General features: G+C 37.2%; 12 protein-coding genes and 1 pseudogene. 8 read left to right on the top strand and 5 right to left on the bottom strand.

The genetic code is table 11. From position 1 onward, the window contains the following. Positions 1 to 178: 178 nt before the first annotated feature. Positions 179 to 2,782 (bottom strand): alanine--tRNA ligase, encoded by a 2,604-nt coding sequence (gene alaS, locus N4G44_RS19500; RefSeq protein WP_474929179.1) that lies wholly within the window; start codon positions 2,780 to 2,782, stop codon positions 179 to 181. A gap of 578 nt (positions 2,783 to 3,360) precedes the next feature. Between alaS and N4G44_RS19495 the strand changes: the two genes are divergently transcribed. The 4 genes from N4G44_RS19495 (at position 3,361) to msrB (ending at position 5,843) form a co-directional block, all read left to right on the top strand. After that, positions 3,361 to 3,915 carry a sigma-70 family RNA polymerase sigma factor gene (locus tag N4G44_RS19495; RefSeq protein WP_474929177.1) on the top strand — a complete coding sequence of 185 codons (555 nt, stop codon included), beginning with the start codon at positions 3,361 to 3,363 and terminating at the stop codon, positions 3,913 to 3,915. A 12-nt stretch (positions 3,916 to 3,927) separates the two neighbouring features. Then, complete coding sequence (locus tag N4G44_RS19490) at positions 3,928 to 4,200, top strand: hypothetical protein (RefSeq protein ID WP_474929176.1); 273 nt, start codon at positions 3,928 to 3,930, stop codon at positions 4,198 to 4,200. Positions 4,201 to 4,279: 79 nt separating this feature from the next. After that, positions 4,280 to 4,735 (top strand): DUF417 family protein, encoded by a 456-nt coding sequence (locus N4G44_RS19485; RefSeq protein WP_474929174.1) that lies wholly within the window; start codon positions 4,280 to 4,282, stop codon positions 4,733 to 4,735. A gap of 10 nt (positions 4,736 to 4,745) precedes the next feature. After that, entirely contained in the window at positions 4,746 to 5,843 is a 1,098-nt protein-coding gene (gene msrB, locus N4G44_RS19480) for a peptide-methionine (R)-S-oxide reductase MsrB (protein ID WP_474929172.1), read from the top strand. A gap of 191 nt (positions 5,844 to 6,034) precedes the next feature. On the opposite strand, the gene N4G44_RS19475 is transcribed toward msrB, so the two are convergent. The 4 genes and pseudogenes from N4G44_RS19475 to N4G44_RS19460 all read right to left on the bottom strand — a co-directional run bounded on the left by N4G44_RS19475 (position 6,035) and on the right by N4G44_RS19460 (position 9,216). Beyond that, positions 6,035 to 6,670 (bottom strand): hypothetical protein, encoded by a 636-nt coding sequence (locus tag N4G44_RS19475; protein ID WP_474929170.1) that lies wholly within the window; start codon positions 6,668 to 6,670, stop codon positions 6,035 to 6,037. Next, entirely contained in the window at positions 6,667 to 7,284 is a 618-nt protein-coding gene (locus tag N4G44_RS19470; RefSeq protein ID WP_474929168.1) for a hypothetical protein, read from the bottom strand. Before N4G44_RS19470 ends, N4G44_RS19475 begins: the two co-directional genes overlap by 4 nt. Positions 7,285 to 7,468: 184 nt before the next feature. Then, positions 7,469 to 8,314: an ABC transporter permease gene (locus N4G44_RS19465; RefSeq protein WP_474929166.1), complete on the bottom strand. Its 846-nt coding sequence runs from the start codon at positions 8,312 to 8,314 to the stop codon at positions 7,469 to 7,471. Beyond that, a pseudogene (locus N4G44_RS19460) lies at positions 8,307 to 9,216 on the bottom strand (ABC transporter ATP-binding protein). Before N4G44_RS19460 ends, N4G44_RS19465 begins: the two are co-directional and overlap by 8 nt. A 178-nt stretch (positions 9,217 to 9,394) precedes the next feature. On the opposite strand from N4G44_RS19460, the gene N4G44_RS19455 reads away from it, so the two are divergent. The 4 genes from N4G44_RS19455 (at position 9,395) to N4G44_RS19440 (ending at position 15,747) form a co-directional block, all read left to right on the top strand. Continuing rightward, positions 9,395 to 10,390, top strand: a complete 996-nt coding sequence (locus N4G44_RS19455) for an alpha/beta fold hydrolase (RefSeq protein ID WP_474929165.1) — start codon at positions 9,395 to 9,397, stop codon at positions 10,388 to 10,390. A 124-nt stretch (positions 10,391 to 10,514) separates the two neighbouring features. After that, positions 10,515 to 11,876, top strand: coding sequence for an ATP-binding protein (locus N4G44_RS19450; RefSeq protein WP_474929163.1), 1,362 nt, complete (start codon positions 10,515 to 10,517; stop codon positions 11,874 to 11,876). A 273-nt stretch (positions 11,877 to 12,149) separates the two neighbouring features. After that, the gene (locus N4G44_RS19445; RefSeq protein ID WP_474929161.1) at positions 12,150 to 13,256 is read left to right on the top strand and encodes an NAD(P)/FAD-dependent oxidoreductase; all 1,107 of its coding nucleotides are present in this window, start codon (positions 12,150 to 12,152) and stop codon (positions 13,254 to 13,256) included. 106 nt (positions 13,257 to 13,362) lie between these two features. Next, a complete protein-coding gene (locus N4G44_RS19440; protein ID WP_474929158.1) occupies positions 13,363 to 15,747 on the top strand; it encodes a fibronectin type III domain-containing protein in 2,385 nt (794 codons plus the stop codon). Positions 15,748 to 15,826 lie beyond the last annotated feature (79 nt).

Here is a 15,826-nt window from a genome sequence, read left to right as displayed (position 1 = left end):
GATTGTAGCAAAACTAAAGGTCTAGTGTGAATTATATTTTACGGGGACGAAACAAATAGTTTAAGTTTAGGTAATGGTTTGTTAAGACAAGATCAATAATTAGAATGGTTATAAATAAAAAAAACTTCTGAAATTTTTCAGAAGTTTTTAATGTTTTATATTGAAATGACGTTTAATCCTAAATATTCAGTGCCTTCTGGTAAGCATTCTCCAAACCGTCAATATTTTTACCTCCGGCAGTTGCAAAACCCGGGTTTCCGCCGCCGCCGCCCTGGATTTCTTTCGCAAGATCTTTAACGATAGCTCCGGCCTGGTATTCTGCAGCAAGGTCATCAGACACTCCGACGGTGATCATTGGTTTTCCGTCAGCATCAGAAAGAATAACGGTTACGGATGAAGGGATCTCTCTTTTCAGCTGGAAAACAATATCTTTCACAGAACCTGCATCAAGGGAAGTTTTCTTCACCAGCAGCTGTTTGTTTCCTTTTTGCTCGTAAGCATTTTTCCAGTCTCCGATTTCTCCTTTTGCCTTTTCTTTTTTGAATCCTTCAACTTCAGCCTTTAATGAAGCATTTTCCTCCATCAGCTTTTCAATGGATTTTACTACATCTTTGGATTTCAATAATTGGGAAAGCTCAGTGATTTGTTTTTCCAGGTTTTTGAAATATTCCTCAGATTTATCTCCGGAAATGGCTTCAATTCTTCTGATTCCCGCAGCAGCAGAACTTTCAGAAACAATTTTGAAATGACCGATTTCGATGGTATTTTTTACATGGGTTCCTCCGCAAAGTTCTTTAGAGCTTCCGAACTGGATCATTCTCACATTGTCGCCATACTTCTCACCGAACAAAGCCATAGCTCCTTTATCCAAAGCTTTCTGAATTGGGATGCTTCTGAATTCCTGTAAGGCAATACTTTCCTTTATTTTATGATTTACTTTTTCTTCTACCAGAGCCAGTTCTTCTTCCGTCATTTTATTGAAATGAGAGAAATCGAAACGAAGGTAATCAGGGCCTACGTAAGAACCTTTCTGTTCCACGTGAGTTCCCAGAACCTCTCTCAGGGCTTCATGCAAAAGGTGGGTTACAGAGTGGTTGGCCTGCGAATTTTTTCTGTCGGCAGCATTAACTTTAGCATAGAAAACCGCTCCGGCGTCCTTAGGAAGACCATTGATCAAAGAGATAATCAGCCCGTTTTCTTTTTTCGTTTCTAAAACCTCAAAGCTTTCAACAGCATTTTCCAGAACTCCTTTATCCCCAACCTGACCTCCGCCTTCCGGATAGAAAGGAGAGTTGCTTAATACCACCTGGTAAAATTCCCCGTCTTTATTTTCTACTTTTCTGTATCTTGTAATATAAGTTTCAGCTTCAATCTGGTCATAACCTACAAAGTTTTCGCTTCTTTCCTCCAGTGTTACCCAATCGTACACTTTCTGGGCAGAATCAGCTTTTGAACGAAGTTTCTGTTTCTCCATTTCAGCTTTAAATCCATCTTCATCAATCGTCAAACCTTTTTCCTCAGCAATAATTCTCGTTAAATCATCCGGGAACCCGTAGGTATCATATAATTCAAAAACTTCTACACTTGGTAATACTTTTGACCCGTCTGCAATCGTTTGCTGAATTAATTTTTCAACTCTGATCAAACCATTCTCAATTGTTTTTAAGAATGAATCTTCTTCACTTTTAATGACTTCAGCAACCAGTTTTCCCTGTTTCTCAATTTCAGGGAAGAAAGGTCCCATCTGCTTCTGAAGCACGGCAACAAGTTTATAAAGAAAAGGCTCTTTCATGTCCAAAAAGCGGTAAGAATAAGAGATAGCTCTTCTTAAAATTCTTCTGATCACATATCCGGCACCTCCGTTTGAAGGCAATTGTCCGTCTGCAATAGCAAAAGCAACCGCTCTGATGTGGTCTACAACAACACGGATGGCAATATCTTTTTCGTCTTCTAAAATTCCGGTATATTTTTTACCTGAAAGTTCTTCCACTTTAGCAATAAGCGGAGTGAAAACATCTGTATCGTAATTGGAAGATTTCCCCTGAAGTGCCATACAAAGACGTTCGAAGCCCATTCCTGTATCCACATGCTGTGCAGGAAGTTTTTCAAGGGATTTATCTGCCTTTCTGTTGAATTCCATGAAAACCAGGTTCCAAACTTCCACTACCTGAGGATGGTCGTTATTGACTAATTCAAGTCCTGAAACTTTAGCTTTTTCTTCTTCACTTCTCAAATCAACATGGATTTCCGAGCATGGTCCGCAAGGCCCGCTTTCACCCATTTCCCAGAAATTATCTTTTTTGTTTCCGTTGATAATCCTGTCTTCAGAAATGTGTGATTTCCAGAAATCATAAGCGTCCTGGTCTCTTTCAAGGTTTTCGGAAGCATCCCCTTCGAAAATGGTTACATATAAGTTCTCTTTTGGAATTCCGAATACTTCAGTCAGTAATTCCCAGGCAAAAGCAATAGCATCTTTTTTGAAATAATCACCGAAAGACCAGTTCCCCAGCATTTCGAACATGGTGTGGTGATAAGTATCTCTACCTACATCATCCAGGTCATTGTGTTTTCCGGAAACTCTAAGACATTTCTGGGTGTCGGCAATTCTTGGGGCCATAGGGGTTTTGTAGCCTAAGAAAAAATCCTTGAACTGCGTCATTCCTGAGTTGGAAAACATAAGGGTAGGGTCGTCTTTCAGCACGATAGGAGCTGAAGGAACGATCAGGTGGTCTTTACTTTTAAAATAATCTAAAAATTTTTGACGTATCTCTTGTGATGTCATAGTACTGCTTTGCTTTTAAAACTATCAATTTTTGATAAGATGCAAATTTAATGTTTTTAGGCGATTTGTAATAATTTTATGCTATGTTTTGAATGGTGCAGGATATATGGAAATAATATTAATCTTATTTTCCAATATGTCATTGGGAGGAGTGTAGGCAACGAAGCTATCTCAATAATATTATTTAAAAACAAGGCCATTTCAATTCTATCTGCCCTAACAAATAACGAATATTTTAGAAAAAATATTTACCTTTCTGAAAATATTTAAAACAGATTGAAATCAAAAGCGCAAATACTGGCTCAGTGGATAATAGTAATTTTATTTGCTTATCCTGTCTTGATTATTTTCATCTATTTATTTAATGAATATATTACAAACTCTGTAATGTCTGTATTAGTGAATTTTTGTATTTATCTATTAATTCCAATGCTTATTGTAAGTTGGATATTAGCAGTTTGGAGTTTAAAGCTTGAAAGAAAAAATAAGATAAGGTATTTTGCATTACTTCTTACTGTACTATATTCCGTAATTTTTCTTCTGGTTTTATACGGAGCTAATCATATTAAAATGTGCTGATGACGAAAAACGAAACGCTGAAAAGCTGGGTAGAGCAATATTCGGAATCTCTTCTGAAAAGGGCAGTCTATCTGCTTTCAGACAGGACTGAAGCTGAAGATATAGTGCAGGAAGTTTTTTTGGCTGCATTTTCGTCTTACGCATCTTTTGAAGGGAAAAGCCAGCCGCTGACGTGGCTGAATGCTATTTTAAACAGAAAAGCCGCAGACTTTTACCGGAAGAAATATAAATCTGAACCCCAGATCAGCCTGGATCATTTTTTTGATGAAACCGGTTCCTGGAAAAATGATGGCGTTTTGAATGACTGGAATGTCTCAGAAAAAGAAACCGAGCTGCTGGATAATGATGATTTTAATAAAACCCTGGAGGACTGTATTGAGGATTTGCCCGCCAGATGGAAGATTCCGCTGAAAATGTATTACCTTCAGGAGAAAAAAGCACCGGAAGTGAGTCAGGAATTGCAGATTTCTGCGACTAACCTGTGGAAGGTTCTTCAGCGAAGCAGAATGCAGCTGAGGGAATGCCTGGATAATAACTGGTTTGCCAAACTATAACCATACCAAAACATGTTGAGAAAATTAATTCATATTCTGTTCCTGCCATGCAGCAAAGCAACCCTGCTGATGGAAAAGAGGAATGCACAGCTCATCTCCCGAAAGGAAGACCGACAGCTTTCCATGCACTTAAAAATCTGCAAGTGGTGCCGGGCTTATGAAGAAAAGCTGAAGATTTTAGATGATATTTTAAAAAGAAAACGTTTTCATAAAGAAAATATTGAAATAAATGATTCTGATATTCAGTCTTTTAAAAATAAAGTTTTAAATAAATTAGATATTTAGACAAAATACTGTCAGGATTTTGAAACGGTTCCGACTATACTTTTGAAAATAATAAAGTATCATTCAAAATCTAAAAGACATGAACGGAACATCATCAATTAACGTTGAATCTGCAACGTACAAATCAGGGTATTTTATTTCGCTTTTCGGAGCTGTACTCATTCTGCTCTGGATCGGAATATTCAAATTTACGCCCACAGAAGCTGCTGCCATCAAACCTCTGGTGGAAAACCATTTTCTTACTTTCTTCGTATATAAAATAGCAGGGATACAGACGGTGTCAAATGCTATCGGAGCGATAGAAATAATCATTGCATTACTTCTGGTATTTAGTGTGAAATTTGCATCTCTAAGGAAGTATGCCGCAATCGGAATGATAGTCACCTTTCTGGTAACGCTGAGCTATCTTTTTACAACCCCTGGAGTGTGGAAGGTTGTAGATGGAGTTCCTGTCACAGATTTCTTTATACTGAAGGATGTGATGCTGTTAGGATTTGGTTTAATGATCTTACAAACAATACAAAGTAATGGATAAAAAGAAAAAAATGAAAAATATATTTATCGTGCTCGGAATTATTCTGGGTGTCGCAGTTTTTGCTGCAGGATCGGGACTTTTTAAGAATTCTAAGTCCAAAGAATTAACAAAAGAAAAGGAAAATCAGGAAATTATGGATAATAAAAATGTAAGAGAAATTTATTTTGCAGGAGGATGTTTTTGGGGTACGGAACACTTTTTTCAGCAGATTCGCGGGGTTGTAGGAACTGAAGTAGGCTATGCCAACGGAAATACCCAGAACCCTACTTATGAGCAGGTGGTGAGCCATACTACAGGTTTTGCGGAAACAGTGAAAGTAAAATATGATCCTGACCAGGTTGATCTGAAGCTGCTGATTGATCTTTATTTTAAAACAATTGATCCTACAAGTCTTAACAAACAAGGAAACGACAGGGGAGACCAGTACAGAACGGGTATTTATTTCACAAATAAAAGAGACGAAACAGTTGTGAAAAATGAAGTATCGAAATTATCTGCCAATTATTCTCAGCCTGTAGTGGTAGAAACTGTTGAACTGAAAAACTTCTATAAAGCAGAAGACTATCATCAGGATTATCTGGATAAAAATCCGGGAGGGTATTGTCATATCGAACCGGGACTTTTTGAAATGGCTAAAAATGCGAACCCGCTTCCTAAAGTAAAATACCAGAAGCAGGACAAAAAAGTGTTAAAAGAAAAACTGACTGCAGAACAGTATAACGTGACTCAGGAAAATGCAACAGAAAGACCTTTCCAAAATGAATACTGGGACGAAACCCGTGAAGGAATTTACGTGGATATCACAACAGGTGAACCTTTATTTATTTCTACCGATAAATTTGAATCAGGCTGCGGATGGCCAAGCTTCTCAAAACCGATCACCAAAAAGCTGATCGAAGAAAAAATGGATAAATCTGCAGGAATGGTAAGAGTGGAAGTAAGAAGCAAAACCGGAGACGCCCACCTAGGACATGTTTTCACAGACGGTCCCGCGGATAAAGGAGGACTTCGATACTGTATCAACAGTGCTTCGCTGAAGTTCATACCGAAAGCAGAAATGGAGAAAAAAGGCTACGGAGATTATATCTCTCTGCTGGATAAAAAGTAATAGGAAGGAAGACCGCTGAAAAGCGGTCTTTGTTTTTTGCCTAGGCTAAAATATAAAACTCTCCTGCAGATTTACGGATGAAGCAGTTGTTTGTGTTTTATTAATTTAAACCTTATAGGTTTCTAAAACCTATAAGGTTTAATTATTTATATAATTAATAACCAAAGACAGGCCCCAAAATAAAATACCCTTTAGTACTGAATTTGAAATCTTTCTTTTATACTGAGCATTGAAAAATTCAAAAGGAACAGAAATCCAAAAATAATATAATACGCTTCTTTAGGAAGATGAGTTAAAAATTGCTGAACTTCATCAAAAAAAGTCACTTTATAAACTTCATTTATGCCAATGACATCATTGCAAAGGAGACATTCATATTCGGGGTCTATGGCATTTGGGTCAATATAATTAACAGTTGCAAATAAATGTCCAGTTTTCTCTAAATCATATGTATAGGTCTCCTGTTTGGCCATTGCCATATCATTCAATAAAGACGCAAAATCTCCATAAGTATTGCTTTTCTCTAAAATAAATTCAATTCCAGTATTTTTTTCATTTCTTTTTTGCAGATTTTTCATTTCCGAAACATAGAAAGCTGAATTTTCCTTAGCTTTATCAGGTTCAACTCTTATTTTTTTATAATTCCAGTTTCTGTAAGGTTCAAAGCTTAAAAGCGATTGTTTTTCTCCATTTTTCGCTTTTGCAGGAAGCCAGATATCAATAACATTGAGGTTTATTTCTTCAAACTTCCGGCTTCCATAATACCAGAACAGCAGCGGTATGAGTATAGCGCTGATCAAACCAGGGAAATAGTGAATTTTTTTCATATCAGTCTTTTTCTTTGAATCTGGAGATTTTTCTTAATGCTGAACATAGAGATATTCAAAAACAATAAAAAGCTGAATATCAAATAATAAGATTGTTTGGGCAACTGAAGAAGGTATTTCAGTTTTTCAACACCTTTATAGTTCTCATGCACTGTATAATGAATAGTAGCGGCTTCAGTTCCACAATCAATCCCTTGTCTTTTTTCAATCATATTTGGATCCTTATACTGATGAATGGCAAAAATATGGTTGGTTTTTTCTATATCTACACCATAAGATTCTTGTTTTGCCAATGCCATTGCATCAAATAAAGCAATAAGATCTTGCAGATTATTTTTATCTCCGATTACAAATTCAATTCCCGTCTCTTTTTCATTTCTAGCCTGAAGTTTTTTCAGTTCCGAAACATAATACTGCTGGTTTTGAAGAGCTGTATTAGGTTTTACCACAATTTTTTTGCAGTTCCAGTTCCTATAAGGTTCAAGCGTATTGTCTAAAGTATCATTGTATTTATGTTTTGCCGGAATTCCCAGGTCCATTACGGTATACTGCGGCTGAACCCTCTTATTTCCATAATACCAGAACAGCAGCGGAATGAGTATAGCGCTGATCAAACCAGGGAAGTAGTAAATTTTTTCATTCCTGTCCTTTTGATAAAATTAATGAAAAACCAAATACCTGGACAAGAAAGACTTCATTTTTAACATTATAGCTCTGTTAAAAACAAAAAAGTGATCCCATGGACCACTTAATCTTTAAATTTTTGAATCTTTTAATCTTTGAATTAAATTGTAAAACCTACCAATCCCTTTTTCTCAAAATCCAGTAAGACCCCAAAATAAAGATCACAGACCAGATAACGCAGGCGATCATACTTTCTGTAGGATAGTGGGCTTCATACTTTACGCCCATTACTTTGACAAGATTCAGGCGCATTAACGGGTTGGGAATCAGGTTGGACATACTTTCCAATGGTAAAAGACTGGTAATGAAGAAGTCATTCTCAAGGACTGCTTTTCTCTGTTCTCCCTGCATCCCGCTTAGTTTCTGGTAAGCTTCAATCCCTGTTAAGATCTTTTCAGCTACCCAATAGGCAAAGAAACCAAGGAATACGAACATAGATTTTCTTAGTAATATCGAAAGGAACATCAGGAAAGAGAAGAATGTAAACAGCTTCACAAAATAATTTCCGATATAATAAACTTCCTCATAAGTTTTTGCAGGATCAGTCACTTTGGAATATTGGTGACCCAAAAACATGGTGATGATAAATACAATCAGTGTAGAAACAGTTGTGAAAATGGTAATCGTTAAAAGTTTTGATTCTATAAACTCCTTTCTGCTCAGTCCATCGATGGTGTTTTGCTTAAACATTCTGTTGGTGAACTCCTGGGAGATTGAAAAAACAATAATCAGACCCAGGAAAATTTTCAACAGGGCAACAATCCATGTAGTGAAATTCCATATTTCCGGGAAATTATAAATTCCCTGTTCCTTTAAATTGATGGTTCCTCCAAAAATATCCAGATCTACCAGTCCGATAAATAAAAGAGCAATCAGAATGGCAAAGTAAAGGATGGTGAAAATCTTGAACGGTCTGTAGTTCAGATTTTTATAATATTCTAGTTTGAGTAATTTAAGCATGGGTATTCGTGTTTTTTACAAGTTCAAGGAATTGGGTCTCCAGAGACAGTTTTTTCTTCGTTAAATGAGAAAGATAGATTCCCTTTTCGGCAAGCTTCTGGTTTAATGTGGAAGCAGATACCGATGCATCTTCACGAATCTGGGCTTTAATGATCTCACCTTCGGTTTTCACGGCACTGAACCATTGAAGGTCTTGCAGGGCACTTAAAAGCAGTGTATTATTATCAGCTTTTAACTCAAAATAACCGTTATTGGCAGTCATTTCATCCACTCTTCCGCTGTAGATGGCATTTCCTTCCTTTAAAACAATGACGTGGCTGCATATCTTTTCGATTTCGTCCAGAAGGTGGCTGGCGATGATAATGTAATGCCTTGTCTGGCAATATTGCTGATGATCTCACGGATCTGGATAATTCCTTCAGGATCCAGTCCGTTGGTAGGCTCGTCAAGGATCATCACCTCCGGATTGTTCAGCATGGCCGATGCGATGGACAGGCGCTGCTTCATCCCCAGAGAATAGGTTTTGAAAGCATCTTTTTTCTGTCCAGAAGACCTACTGTTTTTAAGACTTCATCAATTCTTGTATGAGGAGTTCCTTTGATCTCGGTTACAATCTTAAGATTGGTTTCAGCGTCCAGGTAAGGGTAAAAATTGGGCTGTTCTATAATAGCTCCTATCTTCTTCAGAGTATCCGGGTCCGTCCCTTTTTTGCCAAACCAGTACCAGTCTCCGCTGGTTGGGTTGATCGTAGACAGCAGCATTCCGAAAGTAGTAGATTTTCCGCTTCCGTTGGGACCTAATAAACCATAGACATTTCCTTTTTCTACATCAAAGGAAATATTATTCACCACAGTCCTTTTGAATTTTTTTGTTAAATTCTTTACTGACAAAATTTTTTCCATGTAATTTGTTTTACATAGTAGTAGTCTGTATAACTCAAGGATTGTTACAGCCCGTGTTTTATTTTGAATCATTAAGATACAGTGAAATGTAATCATCATCATCCTGTTATTGTCTTAATGGTGTAACTATTTTCCCTGAATAGAGACCCATTGAAAAACAATTACTTAAAAAATAACTATGAATACCCTTAAATGGATAAAAAGAATACTGATGGCCCTGCTCTTGATCATCTTCCTTTTGTTGATGGCCGGATTTGTTTATGAAAGAATATCACGTTCAATAGCTGAAAAAATAAAGCCTGACGGGCAATTTGCAGAAGTTGAAAACCACAAGATGCATTACCTGCAGCAAGGGAAAGGAGGTCCTACAGTAGTTTTTGAAACCGCTTTCGATCCTGCGGGGCATTTGCAATGGTATCATATTCAGCAGGATCTTCCGAAATCCTATACCACATTTTCCTATGACAGATCGGGGATTTTATGGAGTGAAAGAGGGACAAATTCCAAAACAGGCGATAAAATGGCCGAAGAACTTCATACACTTCTGGAGAAATCCAGGGCTCCCAAACCTTATATTCTGGTTGGGCATTCTTTCGGAGGGATGCTTACCCGGTTTTTTGTTCAGAAATACCCGCAGGACGTTGCCGGAGTGATCCTGGTAGACAGCCAGTATCCTGCTGATGAAAAATACCTGTCCCCGCAATTATATAAAATGGTTAATCAAGGCCTGCCGGGCGGAATTTTAAAATTTGCCAATACATTCGGGGCGGCAAGACTTATGTTTAAAAATATGTTTCCGGCAAATGCCCGATACCAATATCAGAATTCTGTGATGCCGGCCCTGCTTTACAAAAGTGCCGATGCTACACTGGAAGAGCAGGATCACATGAAATCTGTTAAAACAGAAGCAGCGGTCATCAATACCTTTGGCTCTGTTCCTTTGTATGTTATTACGGCAGGAGATAAAACAAAATATGACAGCTTCATTAAAGATCAGAAAATAAAAAATGAAATGCTGGGAGCATGGGACAGGATGCAGAAAGATTTGCTGAATTTATCCACTGACAGCAAACAGATTATAGCTGAAAAAAGTGGTCATTATATCAATCAGGATCAGCCGGAAGTAATAGAAAAAGCGGTGAATGATATGGTTGAGAAAGTTTCCGTTCAATAAAGAACTCCCGGGATATGTTGCGTTTTTCTGCCAGCTTTAGCGGAATATGAATATTTATTTTACCATATTTTCAATTATTTATTAAGATTAAAATATTAAATTTGATTGAATTAATCGGTAGTTTATGAAGTTAATTGAGTTAGCTAAAGAGCTGAATGTTTCCGCAGAAGCCATCAAGCAGTTTATCCAGGATTTTGACCTTGAGCTTGGTGAATGCATCAGTACCAACTTTGAAGTGAAAGAAGATTTTGAAAAATTTGCCCGTGAGAATATGGATTTTTTAAAGCTTTATGAAGAAGATCTGGACAAAAATAAAACCGTGGAGCAGATCGCTGAGGTGATCAATCAGCCCAAGGAGAAAGTGGAAAAAGCTATCAAGGAGACCAATCCCAATATTTTTGATAACGGATTTTTCCGCTCATCGATCTCAAGCTATGGCATCGATAATAAGCTTGGTGGGAATTACCAGTTCGTCTATGACTATTTTGGACAGAAAACCAGTCTGAAGTACAGAGACTTTATTGGCTACAGGGATTTGTTCTTTTATATATCAGGCGTTTTGGAGCCCTTCCTGAATCCTCAGCAGATCAAAGACTGGGGAATTCACAAACCTGCGGGAATTGTCCTGTACGGACCTCCGGGAAGCGGAAAAATTTTCTGGGCAAACAAAATCGCAGAGATTATCGGATACCAATTTAAAGAAGTCAAAAAACATTATCTGGGAACCTCTTTCATAGACGGCAATAAAACCAATTTCAATGATTTTCTGCTCACCATGATGAAAGAAGAGAAAGTGTTGCTTTTTCTTGATGATTTCGATGAGATCATGATGGAAAGGAGGGCAGAAACAGACCTTGCTTCCTGCAATCTGGAAACCCAGGAACTGATCCTGCATTACATCGGCAAATTTGAAAAAGAAGAACTGCTGATGGTAGGCTCTGCAAATTCTGTTTCGGAGATTGATGAAGAAATTCTTGCTCCCGGAAGATTTGATGTGATGATCCCGATATTCCCACCCAATGCAGCAGAACGTTCGGAAATTATTCTGTATGCGATGACCAAAGAGCTTGAAGAAGATTCCCTGCTATATAAAATCCTCAAAAAGAACAAAGCCGACAAAGTTCCGTTCTGGCATGAAGTAGCATCCAAAATGAAGGCATTCAGCAATACCATGCTGATTGATTTTACACAAAGTCTTAAAAAACGGCTAAAAAATCAGTACCAGCGAACCCGAAATGAAAACATTCAGATTGATCAGCAACTTTTAGATGCAGCATTACGGGATGCAGCCGGAAAACTTACTGAAGAATATCTGGATCAGGTCGCAAGATTCCTTGCAGATGCGATTATCAATAATTTCGATGAATTCAAATTCAGAATTCAGGCTTTGAAAAAAGAACTGGATACTTATAAAGCTGTAGAAGAGCCGCGAAGAGCAATTGGATTCCAGCATAATGAGGAAGAGGACGGTAAGTCACAGGGGTAACGCGGTAGTTGGTTGCGGGATTCGGGATTCGAGTTGGAGTGTTTTAGAGTTTGAGGGTGAGTGAGTATTAGAGCTGTAGAGTTTTAGAGTTGAAGTGTTTTTAATGTATGGTTGAAGCTTTGCAACACTATGAGTACTTTTTAATGCCTAAGCTTAAATTTGTACCTGCATCTTACATCTACTATCTAAATACCTCAGTCTGAAATCTGAAATCTAGAATCTGACACCTAAATCATCATTAATACATAAATACCTTTTACATTTTACAAAAAAATGAACAGCATCTGGGAACTCGAAACCTTCTACAGGAAAAGAGATATGGTTATCATTGGTGCCGGATTTTCCGGGCTTTGGACAGCTATATCCATTAAAGAGAAATATCCGGAAAAATCTGTTCTCATTACTGAAAGAAATACAATTCCGCTGGGAGCTTCAACCCGTAATGCAGGTTTCGCATGCTTTGGAAGCCTTACAGAAGTGATTGCCGATTCTCAGAAAATGGGATGGGAAAAAACTTTGGAACTGGTTAAAATGAGGTTCGAAGGGCTCCAGAAAATCAGAAGCTATTTTAAGAGTAACGAAATAGATTTTGAACTGAGCGGTGGATATGAAATTTTAAATAACAGTGAACCCTTACAGCATTTAGATACTGTAAATGAAAAGCTGAAAACAATAACAAACCTTGAGCAGACCTATATCCTTAATCAGGAAAAAATAGCAGAATTCGGTCTCGGAAAATCTGAATTTCTGATTGAAAATCCCTGTGAAGGAAGCCTGCATTCCGGGAAGTTATTGCAAAAACTCCTTGAAAAATGCCATGAACTGAAAATTGAATTTCTTTTTGGAACCGGCGCGAAAAAGATTGATGAAAATCAGGATGAGATAGAGATCCATATTTCGGAAGGCCTTACTGTAAAGGCTGATAAAATGATTTACTGCACCAACGCATTCAGTTCAAGATTTCTTGAAAAAGAGGAAATTATTCCTGCACGCGGACAGATTCTTTTAACGGAACCCATTGACGGACTGAAACTCAGGGGAACTTTCCATTATGATGAAGGATTTTATTATTTCAGGAACTTAGGAAACAGAGTTCTGCTGGGTGGCGGACGAAATCAGGATTTTAAAACCGAAGAAACCACAGATTTTGAAACCACAGAATTTCTGCAAAAGCATTTGGAAAATTTTTTACGGAACGTCATTTTGCCCGGGCAGGATTTTAAGATCGCGCTTCGCTGGTCTGGAATTATGGCGATGGGTTCAGAAAAAACGCCTATTGTAAAACAACTTTCAGAAAGACAGTTCTGCGCCGTAAGGCTTTCCGGGATGGGAGTGGCACTGGCCCCGAAAATAGGAGAGATGGTGGCTGAAATGATTTAAAGTAGAGCTGATATTAAATCAACAACCTATAAAATTTATAAAAATAATTTTCTTAAAAATGAATATATCATGCAGAAATGAAATTCATGGATGTAAAATATTATATTTGTATAAATTCAATTCAAATGAAAAAAAAGTACTAGGGTTTTTATTACTTTTGTTAAATATAGTATCCTATGCTCAGTTTTCTGTAAATGAGGGGTTTGAAGATCCTTCAACTCCGGCAGGATGGAGCTATTCCGGATTTGAGAGAATTTCTTCCGCGAATAGTATACCATGCAGTGGAGACGGTGCAATACTTTCGCATCTTTCTTCTGCTTTACAGACAGCTTCCGCGCTCTATTCGATAGCAAATTCTAATGGCCTTACGGTTTCCATATCATTTAAGTATAGAGTTATAGCAACAGATCCTGCAAATCCCGCAGTGAATGGAAATATAAAAGTGGAATATTCAGCAAGCGGTTCTGCAAATAATTTTCAATTAGTAGGTTCTCAGATTGATTTAACAAATCCTTCAGCTGCATGTGTAACTTTTACAGGAACGGTTCCGGGAAACTTTTCAGGAGGTAGTAACAGATTTAGAATTACTGCCAATAATGTTGGTTCAGGTGACTGGAAGCTGATCATTGATGATGTAGTTCTTACACAGACTATTCCTTGTCTTTCCACTATGGTAGATCATGTTACTAATTTGACCCATAATAGTGCTGTTATAAATTGGTTTATTAGTGGTAATTCATCTCCTGTAAATAATTTAGATGTATATTACAGCACAAATAATACTTTGCCTACCCCTACTACACCACCAACAATTAGTGGAGTTTCAGGATTATCCCTCCTTCTGAGTGGGCTATTACCTCATACAACATATAAGATTTATATGAGAGCTCATTGTAATTCAGGAATTAGTAGTTGGGGATCTGGTTATACATTGACGACTCCTTGTTCTAGTGATGTGCCATATAATGAGGATTTTGAGCAAACTGGAGTAACTTCAATACCTCCATGTACAGCAGTAGAAGCAATTCCATATTATGCCAATTCTTGGAGGGTAACTACAATTGCTTCAGGTTGGGACTTCGCTCCAGGTAAAGTGTTGTATGTGAATTTTGATAATGTTTCAGTGAACACTTGGTGGTATACTCCAAAGCTTAGTCTTCAGGCAGGAGTTAATTATGTTTTAAAATTTAAAAAGGGAAACGAAAACATCAAGGATGCAGTAAATCATCGGATGAAAGTGGCATATGGTACTGCTGCTAATTCTACTTCTATGACGAATATTATAAAAGATTTTACAGCCGTTCAAACTACTAATGCAGAAACTGAAATTGTCTATTTTACACCTGTGTCAACCGGGGAATATTTCTTTGGATTTAATGGTTATACCCCCACAGGAACTACGGGAAAAGGCATGCTTAACATTGATGATATTAGTATTAATATATCAAATTGTCTGATTCCTGATACCGTTTCGGTAGGGTCGATCACTCAAAATAGCGCAGTTGTAAATTGGAATGCATCAGTTTCAAATCCTGTTGAAGGGTATGATTTATATTATAGCACGAGCTATGTTGAACCTACAGAATCAACCATACCAAGTTATCAAGGAATTTCAGGAGTTTCACAGAATCTGTCATCCTTAACTCCAGGTAAAAGATACTACGTATGGGTAAGAAGCAGATGTTCTTCTTCCCAATTCAGCGACTGGAAAGGAACAAGTTTCTTTGCTGGTTGTGAACCTTCTTACAGTGTTCCTTATATAGAGGATTTTGAAGGGAGCATTGCTGGAAGTATACCCAACTGTACAATATTACAAAGTGAAGACTCTCGAAATAATTGGACTGTCTATAATAATTATTATTACTCTTCAATGGGTGGGAATTCTATATATTGGCCGGGTAAAGCTTTTCATTTTAATGATGTTACCAATACCTTTTCTTGGTTTTTCACACCTGGTATAAATTTGGAATCAGGAAAACAATATAAGATAAGTTATAAATATGGTAAAGGAACCACTCTTGCTTATGACAAATTAAAAGTGGCATACGGAGCTTCACCAGCATCGACTTCAATGACAACAGTTTTGGCGGATTATCAGTCTTTGCCAGGCAGCGGTTTTGCCGAACATATTTTTACTGTACCGGTTAATGGAATTTACTATTTCGGGTTTGATGCATATGCTAATGGATTTATACGTGCTTTGGCCATTGATAATATCAAAATAATAGAGACTAATGTTTTAGCGGTAGAAGATATTAATAAAAAGGACGATCTGAATATTTATCCAAATCCTTTTACAGATGTGTTAAATATTACAGATATTAAAAATGTTAAGTCTATTAAAGTTCATGATCTTTCAGGAAAACTAATTAAAACTTTAGCACCCTCAAAAGAGCTTGATTTAAAAGAATTTTATGAAGGTGTTTATCTTATTTTATTGCAATATAAAGATGGCACCGTTAAAACCTTTAAAGCCATAAAAAATAAATAATTAAAAATATCAGAGATAGTAAAAACCTTTCGCTCATATTTTAATTTATTGAATAAATTAATTCTTTTTGATAAGGTTA

It is taken from the genome of Chryseobacterium sp. GTID13, assembly GCF_056172655.1.
The sequence above is the reverse complement of the archived record's forward strand: the minus strand, read 5'-3'. Positions and strand labels throughout refer to the sequence as shown.